Annotated in this window: 26 protein-coding genes and 1 pseudogene; 10 read left to right on the top strand and 17 right to left on the bottom strand. The window is 64.1% G+C overall.

The features are described from left to right. The first annotated feature begins 12 nt into the window (after positions 1 to 12). Positions 13 to 444, top strand: coding sequence for an acyl-CoA thioesterase (locus PSEST_RS19305; RefSeq protein WP_015278617.1), 432 nt, complete (start codon positions 13 to 15; stop codon positions 442 to 444). A 118-nt stretch (positions 445 to 562) separates the two neighbouring features. Here the strand turns inward: PSEST_RS19305 and PSEST_RS19300 are convergent, their stop codons facing one another. From PSEST_RS19300 to yrfG, 4 genes are all read right to left on the bottom strand, one after another. Then, positions 563 to 1,021 (bottom strand): hypothetical protein, encoded by a 459-nt coding sequence (locus tag PSEST_RS19300; RefSeq protein ID WP_015278616.1) that lies wholly within the window; start codon positions 1,019 to 1,021, stop codon positions 563 to 565. A gap of 202 nt (positions 1,022 to 1,223) precedes the next feature. After that, positions 1,224 to 2,072 carry a formate dehydrogenase accessory sulfurtransferase FdhD gene (fdhD, locus tag PSEST_RS19295; RefSeq protein WP_015278615.1) on the bottom strand — a complete coding sequence of 283 codons (849 nt, stop codon included), beginning with the start codon at positions 2,070 to 2,072 and terminating at the stop codon, positions 1,224 to 1,226. An 87-nt stretch (positions 2,073 to 2,159) separates the two neighbouring features. Beyond that, positions 2,160 to 4,721 (bottom strand): PAS domain-containing protein, encoded by a 2,562-nt coding sequence (locus tag PSEST_RS19290; RefSeq protein ID WP_015278614.1) that lies wholly within the window; start codon positions 4,719 to 4,721, stop codon positions 2,160 to 2,162. Positions 4,722 to 4,890: 169 nt separating this feature from the next. Continuing rightward, a complete protein-coding gene (yrfG, locus tag PSEST_RS19285; RefSeq protein ID WP_015278613.1) occupies positions 4,891 to 5,571 on the bottom strand; it encodes a GMP/IMP nucleotidase in 681 nt (226 codons plus the stop codon). A gap of 117 nt (positions 5,572 to 5,688) precedes the next feature. Between yrfG and nudE the strand changes: the two genes are divergently transcribed. Then, positions 5,689 to 6,255 (top strand): ADP compounds hydrolase NudE, encoded by a 567-nt coding sequence (gene nudE / locus PSEST_RS19280; RefSeq protein ID WP_015278612.1) that lies wholly within the window; start codon positions 5,689 to 5,691, stop codon positions 6,253 to 6,255. Beyond that, a complete protein-coding gene (gene cysQ / locus PSEST_RS19275) occupies positions 6,252 to 7,070 on the top strand; it encodes a 3'(2'),5'-bisphosphate nucleotidase CysQ (protein ID WP_015278611.1) in 819 nt (272 codons plus the stop codon). The genes nudE and cysQ overlap by 4 nt, the downstream gene beginning before the upstream one ends. 65 nt (positions 7,071 to 7,135) lie before the next feature. Here cysQ and PSEST_RS19270 read toward each other — a convergent pair whose 3' ends face one another. Continuing rightward, the gene (locus PSEST_RS19270; protein WP_015278610.1) at positions 7,136 to 7,588 is read right to left on the bottom strand and encodes a thioesterase domain-containing protein; all 453 of its coding nucleotides are present in this window, start codon (positions 7,586 to 7,588) and stop codon (positions 7,136 to 7,138) included. A gap of 183 nt (positions 7,589 to 7,771) precedes the next feature. Next, a pseudogene (locus tag PSEST_RS19265) lies at positions 7,772 to 8,192 on the bottom strand (YkgJ family cysteine cluster protein). A gap of 185 nt (positions 8,193 to 8,377) precedes the next feature. Between PSEST_RS19265 and PSEST_RS19260 the strand changes: the two are divergent. From PSEST_RS19260 to PSEST_RS19240, 5 genes are all read left to right on the top strand, one after another. Then, positions 8,378 to 10,828, top strand: a complete 2,451-nt coding sequence (locus PSEST_RS19260; protein ID WP_015278608.1) for a glycogen/starch/alpha-glucan phosphorylase — start codon at positions 8,378 to 8,380, stop codon at positions 10,826 to 10,828. Positions 10,829 to 11,008: 180 nt separating this feature from the next. Next, positions 11,009 to 12,019, top strand: a complete 1,011-nt coding sequence (locus PSEST_RS19255; protein ID WP_015278607.1) for a class 1 fructose-bisphosphatase — start codon at positions 11,009 to 11,011, stop codon at positions 12,017 to 12,019. Between the two features lie 3 nt (positions 12,020 to 12,022). Further along, entirely contained in the window at positions 12,023 to 12,625 is a 603-nt protein-coding gene (locus PSEST_RS19250; protein WP_015278606.1) for a DUF924 family protein, read from the top strand. Positions 12,626 to 12,702: 77 nt separating this feature from the next. Next, positions 12,703 to 12,957 carry an outer membrane protein assembly factor BamE domain-containing protein gene (gene bamE, locus PSEST_RS19245; RefSeq protein WP_015278605.1) on the top strand — a complete coding sequence of 85 codons (255 nt, stop codon included), beginning with the start codon at positions 12,703 to 12,705 and terminating at the stop codon, positions 12,955 to 12,957. Between the two features lie 25 nt (positions 12,958 to 12,982). After that, complete coding sequence (locus PSEST_RS19240; RefSeq protein WP_015278604.1) at positions 12,983 to 13,516, top strand: lipocalin family protein; 534 nt, start codon at positions 12,983 to 12,985, stop codon at positions 13,514 to 13,516. Positions 13,517 to 13,528: 12 nt separating this feature from the next. Here PSEST_RS19240 and PSEST_RS19235 read toward each other — a convergent pair whose 3' ends face one another. Beyond that, a complete protein-coding gene (locus PSEST_RS19235) occupies positions 13,529 to 13,954 on the bottom strand; it encodes a hypothetical protein (protein ID WP_015278603.1) in 426 nt (141 codons plus the stop codon). 78 nt (positions 13,955 to 14,032) lie between these two features. Between PSEST_RS19235 and pip the strand changes: the two genes are divergently transcribed. Together pip and dtd are read left to right on the top strand one after the other, a co-directional pair. Further along, entirely contained in the window at positions 14,033 to 15,007 is a 975-nt protein-coding gene (gene pip, locus PSEST_RS19230; RefSeq protein ID WP_015278602.1) for a prolyl aminopeptidase, read from the top strand. Then, positions 15,004 to 15,441 carry a D-aminoacyl-tRNA deacylase gene (gene dtd / locus PSEST_RS19225; protein ID WP_015278601.1) on the top strand — a complete coding sequence of 146 codons (438 nt, stop codon included), beginning with the start codon at positions 15,004 to 15,006 and terminating at the stop codon, positions 15,439 to 15,441. The genes pip and dtd overlap by 4 nt, the downstream gene beginning before the upstream one ends. Positions 15,442 to 15,449: 8 nt before the next feature. On the opposite strand, the gene PSEST_RS19220 is transcribed toward dtd, so the two are convergent. The 10 genes from PSEST_RS19220 to ubiE form a co-directional block, all read right to left on the bottom strand. Next, entirely contained in the window at positions 15,450 to 15,875 is a 426-nt protein-coding gene (locus PSEST_RS19220; RefSeq protein WP_015278600.1) for a UPF0158 family protein, read from the bottom strand. Between the two features lie 173 nt (positions 15,876 to 16,048). Further along, positions 16,049 to 16,756 (bottom strand): 16S rRNA (uracil(1498)-N(3))-methyltransferase, encoded by a 708-nt coding sequence (locus PSEST_RS19215; RefSeq protein WP_015278599.1) that lies wholly within the window; start codon positions 16,754 to 16,756, stop codon positions 16,049 to 16,051. After that, complete coding sequence (gene tatC, locus PSEST_RS19210) at positions 16,753 to 17,556, bottom strand: twin-arginine translocase subunit TatC (RefSeq protein WP_015278598.1); 804 nt, start codon at positions 17,554 to 17,556, stop codon at positions 16,753 to 16,755. The genes PSEST_RS19215 and tatC overlap by 4 nt, the downstream gene beginning before the upstream one ends. Further along, positions 17,553 to 17,981: a Sec-independent protein translocase protein TatB gene (gene tatB, locus PSEST_RS19205; protein ID WP_015278597.1), complete on the bottom strand. Its 429-nt coding sequence runs from the start codon at positions 17,979 to 17,981 to the stop codon at positions 17,553 to 17,555. Before tatB ends, tatC begins: the two co-directional genes overlap by 4 nt. 66 nt (positions 17,982 to 18,047) lie before the next feature. Further along, positions 18,048 to 18,278: a twin-arginine translocase TatA/TatE family subunit gene (gene tatA, locus PSEST_RS19200; RefSeq protein ID WP_015278596.1), complete on the bottom strand. Its 231-nt coding sequence runs from the start codon at positions 18,276 to 18,278 to the stop codon at positions 18,048 to 18,050. 20 nt (positions 18,279 to 18,298) lie between these two features. Continuing rightward, positions 18,299 to 18,631: a phosphoribosyl-ATP diphosphatase gene (locus tag PSEST_RS19195; protein WP_015278595.1), complete on the bottom strand. Its 333-nt coding sequence runs from the start codon at positions 18,629 to 18,631 to the stop codon at positions 18,299 to 18,301. Beyond that, on the bottom strand, positions 18,624 to 19,019 hold the full coding sequence (gene hisI, locus PSEST_RS19190) for a phosphoribosyl-AMP cyclohydrolase (RefSeq protein WP_015278594.1): 396 nt from the start codon (positions 19,017 to 19,019) through the stop codon (positions 18,624 to 18,626). Before hisI ends, PSEST_RS19195 begins: the two co-directional genes overlap by 8 nt. A gap of 50 nt (positions 19,020 to 19,069) precedes the next feature. Continuing rightward, positions 19,070 to 20,680 (bottom strand): ubiquinone biosynthesis regulatory protein kinase UbiB, encoded by a 1,611-nt coding sequence (ubiB, locus tag PSEST_RS19185; protein WP_015278593.1) that lies wholly within the window; start codon positions 20,678 to 20,680, stop codon positions 19,070 to 19,072. Further along, positions 20,677 to 21,300, bottom strand: a complete 624-nt coding sequence (locus PSEST_RS19180; RefSeq protein WP_015278592.1) for a ubiquinone biosynthesis accessory factor UbiJ — start codon at positions 21,298 to 21,300, stop codon at positions 20,677 to 20,679. The genes ubiB and PSEST_RS19180 overlap by 4 nt, the downstream gene beginning before the upstream one ends. Beyond that, positions 21,300 to 22,070 carry a bifunctional demethylmenaquinone methyltransferase/2-methoxy-6-polyprenyl-1,4-benzoquinol methylase UbiE gene (gene ubiE / locus PSEST_RS19175; protein ID WP_015278591.1) on the bottom strand — a complete coding sequence of 257 codons (771 nt, stop codon included), beginning with the start codon at positions 22,068 to 22,070 and terminating at the stop codon, positions 21,300 to 21,302. Before ubiE ends, PSEST_RS19180 begins: the two co-directional genes overlap by 1 nt. Between the last annotated feature and the right edge of the window lie 121 nt (positions 22,071 to 22,191).

Genomic DNA, 22,191 nt, shown 5'->3' with positions numbered 1-22,191 from the left:
CTGGAGACCACCATGCCCGAGCAGCCCAAGCACCTGCGCCGTGATTACAAGCATTTCCAGCCGATCACTACGCGCTGGCATGACAACGATATCTACGGCCACGTGAACAACGTCGTCTATTACGGCTTTTTCGACACGGCGGTGAACAACTACCTGATCCAGCAGGGCGGACTGGATATCCGAGATGGCGACATCGTCGGCTTCGTGGTCAGTTCGGCCTGCGATTACTTCGCCTCGATCGCCTACCCGGACCTCATCGAGGTCGGCGTACGGGTGGCGAAGCTCGGTAACTCCTCGGTGCAGTACGAGCTGGCAATCTTCCGCGAGGGCGAGCAGGAGGCCAGTGCGGCGGGGCGCTTCGTGCATGTGTTCGTCGAGCGGGCAAGCAATCGGCCGACGCCGATTCCGGGCCGCTTGCGTGCGGCGCTGGAGGCGTTGGCGTAGGGGTCATCCTGACGGTCGATGCGTGACAAGCAAATCGCCCGGAGGCGGCAGGGCCGAATCCGGGCGATGGGTGTGGCTTCGCTTTCAGCAGGTCGCTGTGCGCTGATGGCTCAAGCGCTTAATGGTGCTTGTGGCGATGCTTGTAGTGCCCCTTGGCCTTGCCGGGCGGGCCATAGTAATGGCTATCGCGATAGCGGCGGTCGCCGCGGTAGCGGTCATCATCGTCGCCGTAGGCATTACCGATTGCGCCACCGGCACCACCACCCACAGCCGCGCCGATCAGGCCGCCGGTACTACCGCCTACTTTCTGGCCAATGACATTGCCGCCGGCTGCGCCCAGACCGCCGCCGATCGCCGCTTCGGTGCGGCTGCGTTTGTCTGCGCCGACCATGCCGCCGGCTGCGCCGCCGACACCGGCACCGATGGTGGCACCGGTAGAGCCACCCAGATGTTCTCCAACTACGGAGCCCAGCGCGCCGCCGAGCGCACCGCCGACGGCTGCTTCGGTGTTGCTACCGGCAACGGCAACACCGCTCAGCAGGCTGGCAGACAACAGGAAAATCGAGGCGTACTTCATGGTGTGATCCCATATGAGGAATTGCGCCGTGATCCTTACTCGCCGCTTCGCTTCCGGCAAGGGCTTCCCGATGAAATGCGTGATGCAGTTCCTGTTTGTTAACTAATTGATTTTACGGCGGAACTTTCATTTGTTTGGGCTGTCTCGATCTGCTTGGGGCCCGCTAGACGACAGCTGTAAGTGCTCGTTGCGGCTCGACCGTTCAGCGAGCATTGAGTGTCGGCACTGCCGGGCTGTAGACGCGTGGCGGGCTGTGGTGCGGCAGGTGGATGAGATTCAGGTTGTGCCGCTGTGCCCACTTGGCGGCGAGGCCGGTGGGGGACGACAGGCTCACCAGAGTCGGAATGCCGGCTCGCTGTACCTTGTGCACCAATTCCAGACTGCAGCGGCTGGTGACGATGGCCAGGCCGCCCTCCGCAGCTTGATTCGCGCGGGCCAGGGCGCCGATCAGCTTGTCCAGCGCGTTATGTCGGCCAATGTCCTCACGGCCCAGACGGATCTCGCCATTGGCATCCATGAACAGCGCAGCGTGGACGGCACCGCAGTCTCGACCCAATGGCTGAAACTCGCCGATACGTTGCCGTAGGTCCTGCAGCCAGTGCGAAGGCGGCAACGCTGACGGCGCCAGCGCCGGCAACCTGGGTAATGCCTGTTCAAGCGCCTCGACGCCGCAAAGCCCGCAGCTGCTGTTGCCGGGCAGCTGGCGGCGTTGTTGCTTTAGCCGCCAGAAGGCGCGACTGGCGATGTCGACCTCGGCGCGACGGGCGCTGCCGCAACCATGCACGCGGATGTCATAGATGTCGTCGAGGCTGTCGACGAAGCCGTTGGCCAGGCTGAAACCCACCACGAAATCCTCGAGGTCGGCCGGGGAAATCATCATCACCGCCTGGCTGAGGCCGTTATAGGCAATGGCCAGCGCGCATTCTTCGGCAAGATCGACCGAGCGCTGCTCGGGCTCGTCGATTGGCTGATAGCAATAGCGCTGGCTGGCGCCGGCGGGCGATTGCACGGCACCGGCGAAGGCAGCGGTCAGGCGAGACGGAGCATTCATCGGCAGCTGGGTTCCTGAATGGTGCAGGGCCGGTGCGCTGGGGCAGTCCGGCGGATAGGGTTATGACCCCATCCGGCCGCGGACGATTCACCGTTGGTCGTTCTCCATCAGCATGTCGCAGACGCGCTTGGCCAGGGCATCCAGATTGAATGGCTTGCTGATCATGTCCATGCCCGGTTCGAGGAAGTCCGAGCTGGCCGCCTGCTTGGCATAACCCGTCATGAACAGCACCGGCAGGCCAGGGCGCTGCTGCCGCGCGGCATCGGCGAGCTGGCGGCCGTTCATGCCTGGCAGGCCGACATCGGTGACCAGCATATCCACGGCCGCGCTGCTTTCGAGGATGCGTATCGCCGCATTGCCGTCGGCAGCCTCCAGCGCCTGGTAGCCGAGCATCTCCAGGACGTCGATCACCAGCAGGCGCACCGCTGGATCATCTTCGACTACCAGGACCGTTTCGCCCTGCTTGGCTCGCAGCGGGCCTTCGATCTCTTTAGCCGGTAGCGCTGCGACGCCCTCTTCTTCATACACCGGCAGGTAGAGGCTGACCTGGGTGCCTTCGCCGGGTTCGCTGGCGATCTGAATATGGCCGCCCGCCTGCCGAGTGAAGCCGTAGACCATGGACAGGCCGAGCCCGGTCCCCTGCCCGATGGGCTTGGTGGTGAAGAACGGCTCGAAGACACTGGCGAGTACCTTGGCGCTCATTCCGCAGCCGCTGTCGGTCAGGCGGAGGATGACATAGCGACCAGCGGCCAGATCACCCACCTCGCCTTGGCTGTACAGCTCGACGTTGCGGGTTTCCAGCAGCAGGCTGCCGCCGTCTGGCATGGCGTCACGGGCATTGATCACCAGGTTGAGCAGGGCGCTTTCCAACTGGTTTTCGTCGCTGGAGACCGGCCAAAGGCCCTGCTGCAGGCGATTATCGATGTGGATGTGGCGACCCAGGGTGCGGCTGAGCAGGTCGTGCATCGATTCGATCAGCTGGTTCAGCTCGACCCGCTTTAGGTTCAAGGGCTGGCGCCGGGCAAAGGCGAGCAGGCGGTGCGTGAGCGCTGCAGCGCGATTGGCCGAGGTCACCGCGGCATCGATGAAGCGCTGGGTCTCGCCATGGCGCCCGGACTGGATATAGCGCTGGATCAGGTCAAGCCCGCCGATTATGCCGGTCAGCATGTTGTTGAAGTCATGGGCGATGCCGCCGGTCAGTTGGCCCACCGCCTCCATCTTCTGCGCCTGACGCAGCGCCTCCTGCGCCTGCTCGCGGCTGGCCATTTCCTTGAGCAGGCGCTCGTAGACTTCCGCCAGCGCCTGAGTGCGCTCCTGGATGCGGCTCTCCAGCGTCTCGTTGAGTTCGCGCAGGGCCTGTTCGGCACGCCAGCGTTCGGTTACGTCCAGCGCCATGACGAAGAAACCGAGCACGTTTGCGTGGCAGTCGCGACGGGGCAGGTAATGCACCAGCATTCGACGAGGCTGGCCGTCGCGATGCGGGCTATAGGCCTCGAAGGTCACGTCCTGGCCGGCAAGCGCGGCGCGGATGTTCACCTGTCGCTCGGCATAACCGCGCTCGCCGAGCACTTCGCGCGCAGTCTTGCCCAGCAGCCATTCGGTCGAATGGCCAAACCACTCGGTGTAATAGCGGTTATTGAAGCGGAAGCGTTCCTCGGAGTCGATGTAGCCGATCAGCACCGGCAGGGCATCGGTGATCATCTTGAGTTCGGCCTCGCGCTGGCGCAGCGCATCTTCGCTGGCCTGCTGGCTGGTGATGTTCATCACCGCGCCGGGGAAGCGCAATGGCCGGCCCTGCTCGTCGCAATGGCAGCGGCCGCGGGCCAGCGCCCAGCGCGTGGCGCCATTTTCGCCGCGTAGCCTGTAGCGCTCGTCGAGATTGCCGCGCTCGGTGATGCAGCGTTGCAGTGCGGCGCGCAACCGTGGCACGTCGTCGGGATGCACATGATCGAAAAAGGCTTCGCTGCTCAGGCCCTTGGGCCCGGACTGTGCCACCGGCAGAATGCGCGATAGCTCAGCGCCAGGCGGTATTTCGCTCGATTGGATGGCCCAGTCCCAGATGCCGATCAGGTCGCTGGCTTCGAGTGCCAATTGCAGGCGCTGCTCGCTGGCTCGGTGGACTTCGGCGCTGAGCTTGTAGTGCAGGGCGGTTTGCGACAGGCGGGTTTCGGTGCGCACACGCTCGCTGGTTTCGCTCAGGCACAGCAGCAGGCCGCCGATGCTGCGCGGGGTGTCGCGGATGGGGCTGAGGGCGAGGTCGAACCAGGCTTGCTCCAGCACGCCTTCACGCTCGATCGCCAGCTGCTGGTTGCGCAATACCCGTGGCTCGCCGCGGCGGGCGGTGTCGCAAGCCGGGTTGAGCAGTTCCCAGGTCGCACCCCAGCGGTGGCAGGCTGGCTGGCCGAGTTCGGCTGGATGGCGGTCGCCGATCAGCGCTGCATGGGCATCGTTGTACAGCTGCAGCGCCTGCTCGCCCCAGAGAATGCACATCGGCAGCGGCGCTTCGAGCAGGGTGTCCAGCAGCAGTCGCAGCGCCGGCGGCCAGGTGTCCGGCGCGCCGAGCACGGTCGCTCCCCAGTCGAACCGGCGAATGCGCTCGCTCATCTCACTGTGACTGTGGGGCCAGAGTTCGGCGCCTACTGCTGCCATGTTGCTTCCTATCGATCATCCGTGGCTGAACTACGAGCGCAAGGCGTCTGCTGCCTTTCCGTTCGCTGTTTCGATGCGTGTCGGCCCGGCTCGTCCTGAGCGGGTTTGCTGCCGACGGCAACTCCCGACCTAGTGTAAGGCCTTCAGACGTCAGTGGCAGCGCCTGCCGTCACGCTTGCTCGCCGAGCAGGTTGCGCACCAGCTCCCGATAGTCGCCGACCGCGGCGAATTCTTCGGTGTCCTTGGCCGGGCGCCGGCTATCCGGCTCGCGGACCGCAAGCAGATGAGCGATGCCGAAACGCCCGGCGCTGCGCAGGATCGGCAGGCTGTCATCGATGAACAGCGCACGTGCCGGATCGAAGTCCAGATCCTGACGCAGCGCGTGCCAGAACTGTGGCTCTTCCTTCGGGTAGCCGTAGTCGTGGGAGCTGATCAGGCGGTCGAACCAGGGCGCCAGTTCGACTTTCTCGAGCTTGAGTGACAACGAGTCGCGGTGCGCATTGGTAATCAGCACCACACGTTTGCCGGCTTCGCGCAGCGCGGCGAGAAAATCGTCGGCCGAGGGACGCAGCGCGATCAGTTCGGCGATCTCGCGTTTCATTTCACGAATCGGCAGGTTCAGCTCGCGGGTCCAGTAATCCAGGCAGTACCAGGTCAGCTTGCCGACGTGTTCGTTGAACAGCGGCGCGAGTTCCAGCTCGGCCATGGCGCGGCTGATGCCGTGCAGTTCGGCGTAGCGCTGCGGCAGCAGTTCGAGCCAGAAGTGGTTGTCGAAGTGGAGGTCCAGCAGCGTGCCGTCCATGTCGAGCAGGACGGTATCGATGTCGGACCAGGGCAGGTTGGCGGTCATTGGCGGGCTCGGTCGGCGGTGGAGGGAATGACGGCTGCGGTCAACTGGTCGCAAAGCGTTCGCGGCCGGTGCAATAAGCCGGGTTATGATAGCCGCTCGCGTTTCCAGGAGTTTCCCATGCGCCAGAAACCCACAGTACTTGCCCGTGAGATCGTCGCCAGCAGCCGCCTGTTCCGTGTCGAAGAACTGCAGCTGCGTTTTTCCAATGGTGTCGAGCGCACCTATGAACGCCTGGTCGGCAGGGGTAGCGGCTATGGCGCGGTGATGATCGTGGCGCTGGCCGACGCGGAGAATGCGCTGCTGATCGAGGAATACTGCGGCGGCACCGACAGTTACGAACTGTCGCTGCCCAAGGGACTGATCGAGCCGGGTGAAGACGTGCTCGAGGCTGCCAATAGGGAGCTCAAGGAGGAGGCCGGGTTCGGTGCGCGGCGTCTGGAGCTGCTCACCGAGCTGTCGTTGTCGCCGGGCTACATGAGCCAGAAGATCCAGGTGGTGCTGGCGCGCGATCTGTATCCCGAACAGCTGCCTGGCGACGAGCCCGAGCCGATGCGGCTCGACAAGGTCAGCCTGCACGAGCTGTCGAGCCTGGTGCAGCATCCGCAGTTCAGCGAAGGGCGTGCACTGGCGGCGCTCTATCTGGCGCGCGATCTTCTCACCCAGCGCGGAGAGTTCGGCCAATGAACCATCCGTATCTGTCGTCGGTAATCGATCTGGTGCGCCAGGCCGGCGCGGTGATCCTGCCGCACTGGCGCAGCGAGCTGGCGGTGCAGGCGAAGGCCGATGACTCGCCGGTAACCGCTGCCGACATGGCTGCACATCGCGTGCTGGCGGACGGGCTGAGAGCGCTGGATGGCGCAATCCCGGTGCTCTCCGAAGAGGACTGCGAGCTGTCGCTGGCCGAGCGCGCCAGCTGGACGCGCTGGTGGTTGGTCGATCCGCTGGATGGCACCAAGGAGTTCATCGCCGGCAGCGAGGAGTTCACCGTCAATGTCGCGCTGATCGAAGAGGGCAAGGTGCGTTTCGGTGTGGTCGGCATCCCGGCATCCGGGCGCTGCTATTACGGCGGCGAGGACTTCGGTGCGTGGCGCAGCGAGGCGGACGGCGCGGCAGAGCCCTTGCGTGTGCGCAGGCAGCCTGTCGACGCGTTCACCGTGGTGGCCAGTCGACGCCACAGCAGTCCGGCACAGGAGCAGTTGCTGGGCCGTCTGGGCGAACGATTCGGTGAGCTGGCGCTGGCCAATGTGGGCAGCTCGCTGAAGTTCTGCCTGCTCGCCGAGGGTGCCGCCGACTGCTATCCGCGTCTGGCGCCGACCTCGCAGTGGGACACCGCAGCGGCGCAAGGCGTGCTGGAGGGGGCAGGCGGTGAAGTGCTGGACGTCAGCGGCGTTCCGCTGCGCTACGAGGCGCGCGCGAGCTACCTCAATCCGTCATTCCTGGCGTTGCCCAAAGACGTCGACTGGCGTGACTGGCTGATCGAGCTGGCCAACCGCGGCTGAACCTGGCGTGGCTGCCATCTAGCGCCTGAGCGGAACCGCCGCAACAGCGGTTCCATGCTGATGGCCTACTTGTGCAGGACGAACTGCCCGGTGAAACGCACAGCGTCACGACCGTCGGCGGCGAGGATGCGGCTGTTGAGTTCCAGGCGCGAACGGCCCCGGCGGCGGTAGATCGACTCGAAACGCTCCCAGGCTTCGGGGCTTGGTGCCGAGCAGATGGCCATCGCATCGTCCACTACCGGCAACGGGTACTCGATCTTGCCTTCGTGGATGACGATATGGCCGTCTTCGATACCGGCTTCGCGCAGCCGCAGGTGCAACCAGCCCCAGCCTGCCAGCACGGCGGCGCAATACAGACTGCCGCCGAACATGCTGCTCTTGTGATTGATGTTCGGCTGCAGCGGTACCTGCAGGCGCAACTCGTGATTTTCCCACTGTTCGACGCGCAGCCCTAGCGAGCGGGTCAGCGGGATGTCGTGGTGGAGAATGGCTTCCAGGTAGCGGCTATCGCGGCTCATGCCGGGTAGGTTCCTAAACGTTGCGAAGATACAGACAGACGCCAAGCATGACTCTTGAGTCACGGTTTGGCCAGTCCGTTCACGGCATTTGCCGGGGCGCGTAAAAGCGGCTCTTCAGCTGCGTTGCAGGTGTTCCGGTTTTGGTGCTGCAGGTGTCGGCGGCGACGTTCGATGGTGCGCCGCTCAGCCGGCTGTCTTGCTGCGATAGGCACAGTACCCGGGGCGCGGGCCGATGCGCGGGTGGTTGCGGCAGGTGTCCGGGCGCTTGGCATAGACCGTGCAGAGTCTGCTTTTGCGATCCAGATAGAGGCAATCGCCGTTGGTCAGGCGCGTCAGCGTGAAGATTTCATGCTTGTGGTTGAAGTGCTCGACGATGCCCGCCTTGCTCAGTCGCTTGGCGATGTTCTTTGCCGGCTCGTCGCGCTCGAAGGCATCGACCAGCTCCAGGCGAATCAGGTCGTCGATGCGCACCTCCACCGGCAGCGTGCAGCAGGTGGCATGACAGTCGCGGCACAGGCCGGCGCTGTAGCGCACCCAGGTTTCCAGGCGCTCGGGGTCGGCGGAGGCGATCAGTCTTGTCTTCACGGGCAGTCTTTCGGGGCATTCGGGCGCGCGCATCATAGCGAGCCGCACGGCGATTGCCAGCGCTGTCCGACAGCGGCGACCGGACGGGCGGTAGCGCAGATGTAAAGGAAACCTGCAACGCTTTTTCTGGAACGTCGAACGGAGGTGAACGGGCACGGCTGCCGCGAGTCCCTCTTGTGTGTCTTCGCTAACCGAGGTCTGTCCATGACGCAGGAAACAGCCATTGCCACCGCCGAAGAAGTTGCCGCTTTCCGGGAGCGGGTGTTGCGCAAGCTCACCTATTCGGTGGGCAAGGACCCGGAGAACGCTTCCGATTACGACTGGTTCCATGCGGTAGCCCTGGCCACCCGCGACAGCACCATCGACCGCTGGATGGATTGCACCCGTGAGGCCTACAACAGCGGACAGAAGCGGGTCTACTACCTCTCGCTGGAATTCCTCATCGGTCGGCTGCTGGTCGACAGTCTGAGCAACCTTGGCTTGTTCGAAGTGGCGCGCGAGGCGCTGGCCGGGCTCGATGTGGATATCGACCGCATCCGCCTGCTGGAGCCGGATGCGGCGCTGGGCAATGGCGGCCTGGGGCGGCTCGCGGCCTGCTTCATGGAAAGCATGGCGACCCTCGGTGTGGTCTCCCATGGCTACGGCATTCGCTACGACCACGGTCTGTTCCGTCAGGCGATCGTCGACGGCTGGCAGCACGAGCAGACCGAGACCTGGCTGGACTTCGGCAACCCCTGGGAGTTCGAGCGTTCGGAGGTCAAGTACCTGATCGGCTTTGGTGGCAGCGTCACCGCGACCACCAACGACAAGGGCGAGGTGCAACATTTCTGGCACTGGGCCGAAGGCGTGCGGGCGATCGCCTATGACACGCCGATCGTCGGCTGGCGCGGTGCCGGGGTGAACACGCTGCGCCTGTGGCGTGCCCGTCCGGAGGCGGATTTCCACCTGGCACGTTTCAACGCGGGCGACCATATCGGCGCCGCGGCGGAAGAGGCTCGCGCCGAGAGCATTTCGCGCGTGCTCTATCCGGCCGACAGCACCGAGGCGGGCCAGGAGCTGCGCCTGCGCCAGGAATATTTCTTCGTTGCCGCCTCGCTGCAGGACTTGCTGCGCCGCCACATCAAGCAGCGCGGCTCGTTGGACAGCCTGCCCGAGTACACGGCCATCCAGCTCAACGACACCCACCCGGCCATCGCCGTGGCCGAGCTGATGCGCCAGCTGGTCGACGTGCACAGCTATGAGTGGCAGCAGGCCTGGCGCCTGACCACGGCGACGCTGTCCTATACCAATCACACGCTGCTGCCCGAAGCCCTGGAAACCTGGCCGGTTGGGCTGATGGAGCGCCTGTTGCCGCGGCACATGCAGATCATCTACCTGATCAACGCTCATCATCTGGACTGCCTGCGCGAGCGGGGCATTCACGATGCCGAGCTGCTGCGCTCGGTGTCGCTGATCGAAGAGGATCATGGTCGTCGGGTGCGCATGGGCAACCTGGCATTCCTGGGTTCGCACAGCACCAACGGCGTTTCCGCGCTGCACACGCAGCTGATGCGCAAGACCGTATTCACCGATCTGCACGGCTTGTACCCGCAGCGCATCAACAGCAAGACCAATGGCATCACCTTTCGCCGCTGGCTCTATCAGGCCAATCCGCAGCTGACCCAGTTGCTGGTGGAGCACCTCGGCGAGGAAGTCCTCGATCAGCCGGAAACCCGCCTGCGCGAGCTCGAGCCCTTTGCCGAACAGGCCGCGTTCCGCCGGCGCTTCGCCGAACAGCGGTTGGCCAACAAGCGTCATCTGGCCAACGTGATTCAGGAGCGGCTGGGCATCAGCGTCGACCCGAACGCGCTGTTCGATGTGCACGTGAAGCGCATCCACGAATACAAGCGCCAGTTGCTCAACCTGCTGCACACCGTCGCGCTGTACCAGGCGATTCGCTCCGATCCGGGCGGCAACTGGGTGCCGCGGGTGAAGATCTTCGCCGGCAAGGCGGCAGCCAGCTACCACCAGGCCAAGCTGATCATCAAGCTGACCAACGACATCGCCAATACGATCAACGCCGACCCCACCGTGCGCGGCCTGCTCAAGGTGGTGTTCCTGCCCAACTACAACGTCAGTCTGGCCGAGGACATCATTCCGGCGGCCGATCTATCCGAGCAGATATCCACCGCCGGGTTGGAGGCTTCGGGCACCAGCAATATGAAGTTCGCCCTCAACGGCGCGCTGACCATTGGCACGCTGGATGGCGCCAACGTGGAGATGAGTGAGCAGATCGGCCTGGAGCACATGTTCATCTTCGGCCTGACCGCGCAGCAGGTGAACGCGCGCAAACAGGCCAACGAATACAACGCCGAAGCCATCATCGGCGCTTCGCCGCGGCTCAGCGAGGTGCTCTCGGCGATTCGCGGCGGCGCGTTCTCGCCCGGCGACGCGGGGCGCTATAGCGGGCTGGTGGACGGCATCAGCTGGCACGACACCTTCATGGTCTGCGCCGACTTCGAGGCCTATTGGCAGGCGCAGCTGGATGTCGAAGCGCGCTGGCGCGACCCTGAGCGCTGGTGGCGTTCCTCGGTGCTGAACACGGCGCGTACCGGCTGGTTCTCCTCGGACCGCACCATTCGCGAATACGCCCGGGAGATCTGGAAAGTGATGTGACGGCACGCGCGCCGGGACACCGTTCCCGGCGCGCGGTCACTTCGCACGCGGCGCTACCGGTGCTGGCAAACTGGTTGCCGCTGCGCTGAACTCTGTGGGGGCGCGACCGGTCTGAGGGGAGTTAGTTTTCCTACGGCCTGCTAAACTGCGCGGGTTTATCCTTCCTCCGGAGTCATTTCCATGTCACGCGTAACCCTCAGCCGCTACCTCATCGAGCAGACTCGCAGTAACAACACGCCTGCTGATCTGCGCTTTCTCATCGAGGTCGTGGCGCGAGCGTGCAAGGAAATCAGCCATGCGGTCTCCAAGGGCGCCCTCGGCGGCGTACTCGGCAGCGCCGACAGCGAGAACATCCAGGGCGAAGTGCAGAAGAAGCTCGACGTCCTGTCCAACGAGATTCTGCTGGAGGCCAACGAGTGGGGCGGCCACCTGGCCGGCATGGCCTCCGAGGAAATGGACAACGCCTACCAGATTCCCGGCAAGTACCCGAAGGGTGCCTATCTGCTGGTCTTCGATCCGCTGGACGGCTCCAGCAACATCGACGTCAACGTCTCGGTCGGCACCATCTTCTCGGTGCTGCGTTGCCCCAACCAGTGCTTCTCGCAGAACGACAGCCTCGGCGAGGAGGCCTTCCTGCAGCCGGGCACCGAGCAGGTGGCCGCCGGTTATGCCATCTACGGTCCGCAGACCATGCTGATCCTGACTCTCGGTCACGGCGTGATGGGCTTCACTCTGGACCGCGAGCTGGGCAGCTTTGTGCTGACCCACGAGCACCTACGCGTGCCGCAGAGCACCGCCGAATTCGCCATCAACATGTCCAACCAGCGCCACTGGGAAGAGCCGGTCAAGCGCTATGTCGGCGAGTTGCTGGCTGGCAAGGAAGGCCCGCTGGGCAAGAACTACAACATGCGCTGGATCGCCTCTATGGTCGCCGACGTGCACCGCATCCTCACCCGCGGCGGGCTGTTCATGTACCCGCGCGACAACCGCGATCCGTCCATGGCCGGCAAGCTGCGCCTGATGTACGAAGCCAATCCGATGGCGATGATCGTCGAGCAGGCCGGCGGTGCCGCTACCAACGGCACGCAGCGTATTCTGGAAATCCAGCCTGAATCGCTGCACCAGCGGGTGCCGGTGTTCCTCGGCTCGAAGGAAGAAGTCGAGCGCGTCACCGGCTACCATCAGGGCTGATCGATGCAGGCGCCCTGGCAGGAGTTGCTGAATTGGTGGTTCGGCCAGGGCTCCAGTGCAACCGGGATCGCTGCCGAGAAGCAGCAGCTCTGGTTCGGTTACCGAGCACAGCAGGATGCCGAGGCGCGCGAGCGCTTCGGCGAACTGGTCGAGCAGGCGCTGAACGGTGAACTGCAGGATTGGGCGGAGCTGCCCGAGGGTTGGCTGGCGCTGATCCTGCTGCTCGATCAGCTACCACGCATGATCCATCGCCAAACGCCACGAGCCTTCGCCGGCGACGAACGCGCGCAACAGCTTGTTCGCGACGGTCTGGCGCATGGCGGTGACATGCTGCTGGCGCCGATCCAGCGCGTGTTCATCTACCTGGTGCTGGAGCACGCGGAAAACCTGGCGGTGCAGGACCTGGCGGTCGCGCACTTCAGTGCTCTGCGTGATATTGCCGATGAGCAGGAACAGCCGCTGTTCCTCGGCTTCCTCGACTACGCCGAGCGCCACCGCGAAGTGATCTCGCGCTTCGGCCGCTTCCCCCATCGCAACGCCATTCTCGGTCGTGAATCCAGCGACACCGAGCAATTATTTCTGGAACAGCCGGGCTCGTCCTTCTGAGGTCGGCTACTACTCGGGCAACGCCTGTGGCGCCTTTGCGCTGGGCATTGAACCTTAGAACAAGCAAGGAGCTCGATATGTCATTGCGTACCCCATTTCTGCTTGCCTGCGCCGTGTTGCTGGTTGCCTGCAGTCCGGTCACCCAGGAGAACTTCGCCAAGCTCAAGCCCGGCATGGAACGGGTGGAAGTGGAAAAGCTGCTCGGTAAGCCCTCCGAATGCGCGGGTGCGCTGGGTATGTCCAGCTGCACTTGGGGTGAGAAGAACCGTTTCATCAGCGTCCAGTTCGCCGGCGACCAAGTGATGATGTTTTCCGGCAAGGGCCTGAAGTAGCTATCAACGTAGCTTGGAGAGTCCGATGCGTGCGAGTGTGGTCCTGCTGTGCCTGACGCTGTTGAGCGGATGCGTGGGTGGTAGCCGCGAACAGCCCCCCGAGACCGTAGGCGAGGTGGACCTCCAGCGCTATCAGGGAACCTGGTACGAGCTGGCGCGCTTGCCGATGTTCTTTCAGCGTGATTGCGTGCGCTCCGAAGCGCATTACCAGTTGCAGGCCGACGGCAGCGTGGCAGTGACCAACCGCTGCGAAACCGAAGACGGCGACTGGCAGGAAGCCAAAGGCGAAGCGGTGCCGCAGCAAGCCGGCAGCACCGACCGGCTCTGGGTACGCTTCGATAACTGGTTCAGCCGGCTCTTTCCCGATCTGACCAAGGGGCACTACTGGGTGCTTTATCTGGATGAGGGCTATAGCACGGCGCTGGTCGGCAGCCCGGATCGCAAGTACCTCTGGTTGCTGGCACGCGATACCGAAGTCGACCAGGCGACACGCAAGCGTCTGCTCCACGAGGCTGAGCGACGCGGTTATGACACCAGCGAGCTGCTCTGGCGGCAGTGATCGTCTGGCCTGTCAGTCCCATTCCAGGCGCGCCAGCTGCCATTCACCCTGCTCCTGGCGCCACTCGAGCCTGACCTGATAATGCCCCGCCTGCTGCGGCAGCAGTGCCTCGGCGCCAGTGAGCGCTACCTGCGCCTCGGTATGGCCGCGATCAGGATAGGTCGGATCGACCCAGCTGCGCTGGCTGAGGGCGATTACCCGAACATTGCGATGACGCAGGAACATCAGCGTTGCGGTGCGTCTTGCCCACTCGCGGTCGTATTGGCGCTGGGCCTGGAAATCGGCATGCAATAGCTCCATCAGTGCCCCGGTCTGCTTGCTCTCCAGCTTTGCCTGCAACTGCTCTACCGCCAGCTGCAATGCCGCTTCCGGGGTGTTGCCACCGCAGCCGACGAGTGCCAGCAGCACCGCCAGCGCCGCTATTTTCCATGCTGACATGCTCAACTCCGTTAACCTCGTTATGATGCCGCTAACGTCATGGGGGCCGGCCGGCCCGCCGCAGATCAGGAGTGTGCCATGCAGACCTTGTATCCGGAGATCAAACCCTACGCCCGGCACGAGCTGGCGGTAGAAGAACCGCATGTGCTCTATGTCGACGAGAGTGGGTCGCCGGATGGTCTGCCCGTGCTGTTCGTCCATGGTGGCCCCGGCGGTGGCTGTGACGCCATGAGCCGGCGCTTCTTCGATCCGAGCCTGTACCGCATCATCACCTTCGATCAGCGCGGCTGTGGCCGCTCGACACCTCATGCCAGCCTGGAAAACAACACCACAGCGCATCTGATCGCCGACATGCAGCGTATCCGCGAGCATCTGGGCATCGACAAATGGGTGCTGTTCGGTGGCTCCTGGGGCTCGACGCTCTCGCTGGCCTATGCGCAGACCTACCCGGAACACGTGCACGCCCTGATCCTGCGCGGCATCTTCCTCTGCCGGCCACAGGATCTCGCCTGGTTCTATCAGGAGGGCGCCAGTCGGCTGTTCCCTGACTATTGGCAGGATTTCCTCTCACCGATTCCGCCCGAAGAGCGTGACGACCTGATGCAGGCGTTCCATCGACGCCTCACCGGGACCGACCAGATCGCCCAGATGCATGCCGCGAAGGCCTGGTCCTGCTGGGAAGGGCGTACCGCGACGCTGCGCCCGAACAATCAGGTGGTCGATCGCTTTGCTGATACCCACCGGGCGCTGTCGATGGCCCGTATCGAATGCCATTACTTCGTCAATCAGGCCTTTCTCGAACCGGATCAGCTCTTGCGCGACATGCCGAAGATCGCCCACCTGCCGGGCATCATCGTGCATGGCCGCTACGATGCGATCTGCCCGTTGGACAATGCCTGGGCGCTGCATCAGGCGTGGCCGAACAGCGAGTTGCAGATCATCCGTGATGCCGGGCATTCGGCGGCGGAGCTGGGTATTGCCGATGCCCTGGTGCGTGCTGCCGGCGAGATCGCCCATCGTCTGCTCGATCTGCCGCCGGCGGATGCCGAATGAAGGGGCTGATTCAGCGCGTGCGCCAGGCACGCGTCGAGGTAGCGGGCGAGGTTGTCGGGTCCATCGACCAGGGTTTGCTCGTCTTGGTCGGTGTCGAGCGCGAAGACGACCACGCGCGGGCCGACAAGCTGCTGCACAAGCTGCTCAACTACCGGGTCTTCAGCGACGAGCAGGGCAAGATGAATCGCTCGCTGAAGGATATCGGCGGCGGTCTGCTGCTGGTTTCCCAGTTCACCCTGGCGGCTGACACCCGCAGCGGCTTGCGGCCGAGCTTTTCCAGCGCGGCGCCACCCGCGCAGGGCGAAGCGCTATATGACTATCTGCTGGCGCAAGCGCGCGCCCAGCACCCGCAGGTAGCCTGCGGGCGTTTCGGCGCCGATATGCAGGTGCATCTGGTCAACGACGGACCGGTGACCTTTCTCCTCGAAAGCTGATCAGGATGTCAGTGCCGCACCGGCACTGGCTCCAAATCGTTATCGCGCAACCAGGTGACCGCATATTCGCGCAGCTGCACGGTCTGGTAGTGCAGCCAGGCCTCCCTGACCTCTGGAAAGTCCTCCAGCTTGAAATCGAATGTGCGTAGCGGCTTGCGGCCCTTGAGCGCATTGCTCAGTACTGCATGGGCGATGGGGTCATGCTGGGTGAAGAGGAAGGCTTCACGCATGGCGATCGATTGCGCCAGCTCCAGCGGTTCGATGTGAAGGTAGCGATCCTGCTGTACGTCGTATTTCTCCATGACGCCGGGTGCTGGCTCGCTCGGGAAGACGGCGCGGATCTCGCCGTTCTCTAGATCCAGGTAGTACTCGGCGCTGTCGCGTCCATCCAGAGCGTACTCCAGACGGTGCATGTCTATGGTCAATGGTCGCATGGCAAGAACGGCTCTTTATTGGATTAGGGCATAGGTCAGAGTCCCCGTGCGGTCGCACGGAAACATGAGCAGTCTTAGCCTCTGACTCCCTGGCACCGGGTGGGTGCGTTACGTTCATCGGGGCGCCATGGCTCGCGCGGCGAACGAAGGCCTGGCTGTGCTATGGCGCGGGCTTAAAACAGCCTGGCCAGCAGGGCGCTGACTGCCGTCTCGACGCGCAGGATGCGCTCGCCCAGCTGTACCGGCTGCAGCCCCGCGGCGGCGAGCTTTTCCACCTCGTAGGGAATCCAGCCGCCTTCCGGGCCAATCGCCAGCGTGACAGGCCCAACGACAGCGCGTGGACAGTGCGGATAGTCGCCGGGATGACCGACCAGGCCCAGGGTGCCCGCGCTGAGTTGCGGTAGGCGATCCTCAACGAAGGGCTTGAAGCGCTTTTCGATGATGACTTCCGGCAGCACGGTGTCGCGCGCCTGCTCCAGGCCAAGAATCAGCTGTTCATGGATCGCGGCCGGTTCAAGGAAGGGCGTCTGCCAGAAGCTTTTCTCCACCCGATAGCTGTTCAGCAGCACCAGTTGCGGCACGCCCATGGTCGCGACGGTCTGCAGTACGCGGCGGAGCATTTTCGGCCGCGGAAGTGCCAGCAGCAGAGTCAGCGGCAGCTTGGCCGGTGGCGGTTGGTCGAAGCTGACCTGCAGTTCCGCTTCGCCGGCATCCAGACGCAACAGGCGGCCACTACCCATGTCGCCGCCAAGCAGGCCGACCTTGAGGCTCTCGCCGACTTCCGCGCGATGAACCTGTTGCAGGTGTGTCAGGCGCCGATCACGCAACAGAACATGGTCATCGGCGACGAAGTCTGCCTGCTCGAGCAGTAGCAGGTTCACGGGCGTGGAGCGGGGGGCTGGTCACCGGTTTCCGGCGCTTCGTCCTCGGCGTCGCCGCGGAAATGCGGGTCGCGTTTCTTCACCAGGCTGCCGCAGATCACCCCAGCCTCGAACAGCAGCCACATCGGCACGGCCAGCAGCGCCTGGGAGAACACGTCGGGCGGTGTGAGCACCATGCCGACGGCGAAGCAGCCAACGATCACGTACGGGCGGCTCTTGCGCAGGGTGGCGACATCGACGATACCGACCCAGATCAGCAGGAACGTCGCCACCGGAATCTCGAACGCCACGCCGAAGGCGAAGAACAGCGTAAGCACGAAGTCGAGGTATTGGCCGATGTCGGTCATCATCGCCACGCCTTCCGGTGTCACGCTGGCGAAGAAGCCGAACATGATCGGGAACACCACGAAGTAGGCGAATGCCATGCCGGCGTAAAACAGGAAGATGCTCGACACCAGCAGCGGCACGGCGATGCGCTTTTCGTGCTTGTACAGCCCGGGCGCGATGAAGCCCCAGATCTGGTGCAGGATTACCGGCATCGACAGGAACAGCGCAACCATCAGCGTCAGTTTGAACGGTGTCAGGAAGGGCGAGGCGACGCCAGTGGCAATCATCGTCGCGCCTTCGGGCAGATAGGCGCGCAGCGGTGCGGCGACCAGTGCGTAGATCTGCTGCGAGAAATAGAACAGCCCGCCGAACAGCAGGGCGATGGCCACGACGCAACGCAGCAGGCGCTTGCGCAGCTCGGTCAGATGCGCGACCAGCGGCATTTCCTGGTCGTCGATGGAAGACTGGCTCATGGTTCGGGTGATCTGTCGGGGCGAGGAGTGGGCACGGCTTCGGCGCTGGAGGCAGACGATTCCGCAGGTGGCGCTAGCGTGCTGCCGACGTCGGCTGCGCTGCTGCCAGCGCTGGCGGCGACCTCGGTCGCGTTGCCCGCCGCTGGCGGCGTGGCGGCAGTCGAGGGGCTGGATGGCGCTGGCGGCATGATGCTCTGCTTCATCTCCCGCTCAAGGTCGAGGATGCGCTCGTTATGCAGCTGGCGACGGATCTCGTCGGCGCCGATTTCGCGCTCCACTTCGGCCTTGATGTTGCTGAAGCTGCGCTTCAGCCTGCCAACCCACAGGCCGGTGGTTCGCACCGCACCCGGCAGGCGCTCCGGGCCGAGCACCATCAGCGCCACCAGGCCGACCAGTAGCAGTTCGGTGAAACCGATATCGAACATCAGGACGTGCTCACATCAATAGAGAGAGCGGTCGCGCAGCACTGCGTGACCGCGTCGAGCCAGGGACTAGTCTTTCTTGGTCGGTTCTTCGACCTTGCGCGCTTGCGCATCGATGGTGTGGTTCTGCTTGTCTTCGACGCCGGGCTTTTCCTCGTCGGTGCCCATGGATTTGCGGAAGCCCTTGATCGCATCACCGAGGTCGGAGCCCAGGCCCTTGAGGCGCTTGGTGCCGAACAACATGATGACGATGAGCAGAATGATCAGGAGTTGCCAGATGCTGATGCCGCCAAAACCCATGGTGATATCTCCGATGTGAATCAGGTTTGCGGACGCGCGGCTTTTTCCGCGTGTCCGGAGAGACCGAAGCGTCGATCCAGTTCATCCAGCACTGCCTGCGGGTGCTGGCCGAGCGCGGCGAGCATGACCATGCTGTGGAACCACAGATCGGCGGTTTCGTAGATCAGGTCGCTGGCGTCGCCACTCACGGCGGCGTCCTTGGCGGCGAGGATGGTTTCCACCGATTCCTCACCGACCTTCTCGAGAATCTTGTTCAGGCCCTTGTGATACAGGCTGGCAACGTAGGAGCTGTCCGGCGCCGCACCCTTGCGGGCCTCCAGCACCTCGGCCAGACGGGTCAGGGTGTCACTCATGCTTGTGCTCCGCATAGATGGCGTGCGGGTCCTTGAGAACCGGCTCGACGACTTTCCAGCTGCCATTTTCGAAGACACGGTAGAAGCAGCTTTCCCGGCCAGTATGGCAGGCGATGCCGCCGATCTGCTCGACCATCAGGATGATCACGTCGGCGTCGCAATCCAGGCGCAGCTCATGCAGCCGCTGCACATGCCCGGACTCCTCGCCCTTGCGCCACAGCTTGCCACGCGAACGTGACCAATAGATGGCGCGGCCTTCCTGCGCGGTCAGCGCCAGCGCCTCGCGGTTCATCCAGGCCATCATCAGCACGCGACCGCTCTGGTAGTCCTGCGCGATCGCCGGGACCATGCCGTCGGCGTTCCAGTTGATTTCGTCCAGCCAGTTCATCCGGTTCTCCACTCAATGCGCCCAAGTGTGCCAGCCCGCACCAGCGATGGCTATCGGCGTACCACGATGAAGACGCCGGCCACCAGCATGACCCAGGCCGGCCATGCGGTGATGGCAGCAAGATTCTCGGCGCTGGCCGCCAGTGTGGCGCCACTGCCAAGCAGCAGCGCGCCGATCAGGCGCAGCGGCCAGCCGCGATGGCGCTCGCGCCAGGGCGGCGGCGGGTTGTTCGCATGGGGGTGCGACATACGCTCGAGCAGCTCGCGGGTCATGTGTGCCAGATGCGGCAGTTGCTCGATCTGTGCGTGCACATTCTTGATCAGCTGCTTGGGGCTCATGCGTTCGCGCATCCAGCGCTCGAGATAAGGCTGCCCGGTGCTCCAGAGGTCGAGATCCGGGTACAGCTCGCGACCGAGGCCTTCGATGTTGAGCAGTGTCTTCTGCAGCAGCACCAGTTGTGGCTGCACTTCCATGTTGAAGCGCCGCGCCACCTGGAACAGACGCACCAGCAGCTGGCCGAAGGAGATGTCCTTCAGCGGCTTCTCGAAGATCGGCTCGCAGACGGTGCGGATTGCCGCCTCGAACTCGTTGACCTTGGTTTCCGCCGGCACCCAGCCCGAATCGATATGCAGCTGGGCGACCTTGCGGTAGTCGCGCTTGAAGAAGGCCATCAGGTTGCGCGCCAGGTAGTCCTGATCCTCGGGCGTCAGGCTGCCGACGATGCCGAAGTCCACCGCGATGTACTGCGGGCTCCACGGCTGATGGCTGCTGACGAAGATGTTGCCGGGGTGCATGTCGGCATGGAAGAAGCTGTCGCGAAACACCTGGGTGAAGAAGATCTCCACGCCGCGCTCGGCGAGCTGGCGCATATCGGTGTTCTGCCGCGCCAGCCCGGCCATGTCGGTCACCGGGACGCCGTAGATGCGCTCCATCACCAGCACCTGCGGGCGGCAATAGTCCCAGTAGATCTGCGGCACGTAGAGCAGCGGCGAGCCTTCGAAATTGCGCTTGAGCTGGCTGGCGTTGGCCGCTTCGCGCAACAGGTCCAGCTCGTCGTAGATGGTCTTGGCGTAGTCGTCGACGACTTCCACCAGGTGCAGACGGCGCGCGTCGATGGAGATGCGCTCGGCGCTGTTGGCCAGCATGAACAGCCAGGCCAGATCCTGACTGATGATCGGCTTGAGGTTCGGGCGCACCACCTTGACCACCACTTCCTCGCCGGAACGCAGCTTGGCCGCATGCACCTGAGCCACCGAGGCGGAGGCCAGCGGCTTGCTGTCGAAGCGGGCAAAGATCTCCCCCACCGACGCACCCAGTTGGCGCTCGATCAGCGCTGTGGCGACGGCTGAATCGAATGGCGGCACGCGGTCCTGCAGCATCGCCAGCTCTTCGGCGATATCCGGCGGCAGCAGGTCGCGGCGGGTGGAGAGGATCTGCCCGAACTTGATGAAGATCGGCCCCAGACCTTCCAGCGCCAGGCGCAGCCGTGCGCCACGGGACAACTCGCTGCGCCGACGCGGAATCCAGCGCCAGGGCAGCAGATAGCTGGTCGCGCGCAGCCACCAGGGCATCGGCAGGTCGAGAATGATGTCATCGAGGCGGTAGCGGATCACCACCAGCAGGATGCGAAACAGGCGGCGTGCGGCGGCGAACAGCTTCATTCGGGGCGATCTGGATTCAGGTTGAGGGCGAGGCGCTCGATGCGGGCTTCGAGTCGGTCGAGGGCAAGTTTCATGTCATCCAGCTCGTCGAAACGTGCCTGGGCTTCGGCCTGGCCGACCAGCATCCGCGACTCCTCGCTGAGGTAGTCGGCAAGATCCTGACGCAGCGAGTCGGCGCTGTCGCGTACCCAGTCCACTGGGCTACGCAGGCTGGAACCGAGCAGTTGTGCGCCGACCGGGCCGAGCCAGCGGGAAACTTCGTATTCCCAGTCCAGCTCCAGATCCTGCAGCACTTCGGCGAGGTTCATCAGCAGTCCGCTGTCACCGTCGATCTCGACCTCGGGGCCATGCAGCACCGCGGTCTTGTTGCGGCTGACGGCCAGGCGCAGCAGGCTGCTCGCTGGCGCGCGCAGGCGGCAATCGGCCTCCGCGCCCCAGTTGCTGGCCAGGCGCAGACCTTCGTCATCGGCGAGAATGAACAGGCGCCAGGCCGGCGCGGTGCAGTCGATCTCGATGATCCGGCCGTTCAGGCGTGCCAGTCGCGGCAGTGCGGTGGGGTCCAGGCGCAGGACGCGATTGATGCCGCGCTCGGCACCGGCCAGCAGGGCAGTGCGCAACATCAGGGCTTGATGCCGCGGTGCAGGGCGACGATGCCGCCGGTCATGTTGTGATAGCTGACGCGCTCGAAACCGGCGGTCTCCATCATGCTCTTGAGGGTTTCCTGATCCGGGTGCATGCGGATCGACTCGGCCAGGTAGCGATAGCTCTCGGCGTCGTTGGTGATCAGCTTGCCCATCATCGGCAACAGGCTGAACGAGTAGGCGTCATAGGCCTTGGAGAACAGCTGATTGGTCGGTTTGGAGAATTCCAGCACCAGCAGACGGCCGCCCGGCTTCAGCACGCGCAGCATGGAAGCGATGGCGTCTTCCTTGTGCGTCACGTTGCGCAGGCCGAAAGCGATGGTGACCACGTCGAAGTGGTTGTCCGGGAAGGGCAGCTTCTCGGCATCGGCCTGGACGAACTTGACGTTGCCGGCCACGCCCTTGTCCAGCAGCTTGTCGCGGCCGACCTTGAGCATCGAAGCATTGATGTCGGCCAGCACCACCTCGCCGGTAGGGCCGACGATGCGCGAGAACTGGCGGGTCAGGTCACCGGTGCCGCCGGCGATATCCAGCACGCGGTTACCGTGGCGGGCGCCGGACAGCTCGATGGTGAAGCGCTTCCACAGGCGATGCACGCCACCGGACATCAGGTCGTTCATCAGGTCGTACTTGGCGGCCACGGAGTGGAACACCTCGGCCACCTTCTGCGCCTTCTGGCTTTCCGGCACGTTCTTGTAGCCGAAATGGGTGGTCGGTTCTGCGTCATGCGCTTTGCGAGGGTCGGTCATGTCACTTTCGCCGAGAAGAATGTGCCCGGCATTCTAAACCTAAATGGCCGGCTGATAAGCGTCGAGCTGGCCGCGGCCGGCAAAAGGTCTAGCGGCGACATGTCGCAGGGTTGGGGAGGCC

The organism is Stutzerimonas stutzeri RCH2 (assembly GCF_000327065.1).
Classification (GTDB): domain Bacteria; phylum Pseudomonadota; class Gammaproteobacteria; order Pseudomonadales; family Pseudomonadaceae; genus Stutzerimonas; species Stutzerimonas stutzeri_AE.
The sequence above is the reverse complement of the archived record's forward strand: the minus strand, read 5'-3'. Positions and strand labels throughout refer to the sequence as shown.

Coding starts and splice junctions, on each gene's coding strand:
- ubiE (WP_015278591.1), bottom strand. CDS start 22,070: ATGACCGACCCTCGCAAAGCGCATGACGCAGAACCGACCACCCATTTC.
- ubiB (WP_015278593.1), bottom strand. CDS start 20,680: ATGAAGCTGTTCGCCGCCGCACGCCGCCTGTTTCGCATCCTGCTGGTG.
- yrfG (WP_015278613.1), bottom strand. CDS start 5,571: ATGACCGCCAACCTGCCCTGGTCCGACATCGATACCGTCCTGCTCGAC.
- PSEST_RS19260 (WP_015278608.1), top strand. CDS start 8,378: ATGACGCAGGAAACAGCCATTGCCACCGCCGAAGAAGTTGCCGCTTTC.
- nudE (WP_015278612.1), top strand. CDS start 5,689: ATGCGCCAGAAACCCACAGTACTTGCCCGTGAGATCGTCGCCAGCAGC.
- PSEST_RS19240 (WP_015278604.1), top strand. CDS start 12,983: ATGCGTGCGAGTGTGGTCCTGCTGTGCCTGACGCTGTTGAGCGGATGC.
- PSEST_RS19270 (WP_015278610.1), bottom strand. CDS start 7,588: ATGAGCCGCGATAGCCGCTACCTGGAAGCCATTCTCCACCACGACATC.
- PSEST_RS19235 (WP_015278603.1), bottom strand. CDS start 13,954: ATGTCAGCATGGAAAATAGCGGCGCTGGCGGTGCTGCTGGCACTCGTC.
- hisI (WP_015278594.1), bottom strand. CDS start 19,019: ATGAACTGGCTGGACGAAATCAACTGGAACGCCGACGGCATGGTCCCG.
- tatB (WP_015278597.1), bottom strand. CDS start 17,981: ATGTTCGATATCGGTTTCACCGAACTGCTACTGGTCGGCCTGGTGGCG.
- PSEST_RS19305 (WP_015278617.1), top strand. CDS start 13: ATGCCCGAGCAGCCCAAGCACCTGCGCCGTGATTACAAGCATTTCCAG.
- cysQ (WP_015278611.1), top strand. CDS start 6,252: ATGAACCATCCGTATCTGTCGTCGGTAATCGATCTGGTGCGCCAGGCC.
- PSEST_RS19180 (WP_015278592.1), bottom strand. CDS start 21,300: ATGTTGCGCACTGCCCTGCTGGCCGGTGCCGAGCGCGGCATCAATCGC.
- PSEST_RS19300 (WP_015278616.1), bottom strand. CDS start 1,021: ATGAAGTACGCCTCGATTTTCCTGTTGTCTGCCAGCCTGCTGAGCGGT.
- PSEST_RS19255 (WP_015278607.1), top strand. CDS start 11,009: ATGTCACGCGTAACCCTCAGCCGCTACCTCATCGAGCAGACTCGCAGT.
- tatC (WP_015278598.1), bottom strand. CDS start 17,556: ATGAGCCAGTCTTCCATCGACGACCAGGAAATGCCGCTGGTCGCGCAT.
- PSEST_RS19195 (WP_015278595.1), bottom strand. CDS start 18,631: ATGAGTGACACCCTGACCCGTCTGGCCGAGGTGCTGGAGGCCCGCAAG.
- fdhD (WP_015278615.1), bottom strand. CDS start 2,072: ATGAATGCTCCGTCTCGCCTGACCGCTGCCTTCGCCGGTGCCGTGCAA.
- pip (WP_015278602.1), top strand. CDS start 14,033: ATGCAGACCTTGTATCCGGAGATCAAACCCTACGCCCGGCACGAGCTG.
- bamE (WP_015278605.1), top strand. CDS start 12,703: ATGTCATTGCGTACCCCATTTCTGCTTGCCTGCGCCGTGTTGCTGGTT.
- tatA (WP_015278596.1), bottom strand. CDS start 18,278: ATGGGTTTTGGCGGCATCAGCATCTGGCAACTCCTGATCATTCTGCTC.
- dtd (WP_015278601.1), top strand. CDS start 15,004: ATGAAGGGGCTGATTCAGCGCGTGCGCCAGGCACGCGTCGAGGTAGCG.
- PSEST_RS19220 (WP_015278600.1), bottom strand. CDS start 15,875: ATGCGACCATTGACCATAGACATGCACCGTCTGGAGTACGCTCTGGAT.
- PSEST_RS19250 (WP_015278606.1), top strand. CDS start 12,023: ATGCAGGCGCCCTGGCAGGAGTTGCTGAATTGGTGGTTCGGCCAGGGC.
- PSEST_RS19290 (WP_015278614.1), bottom strand. CDS start 4,721: ATGGCAGCAGTAGGCGCCGAACTCTGGCCCCACAGTCACAGTGAGATG.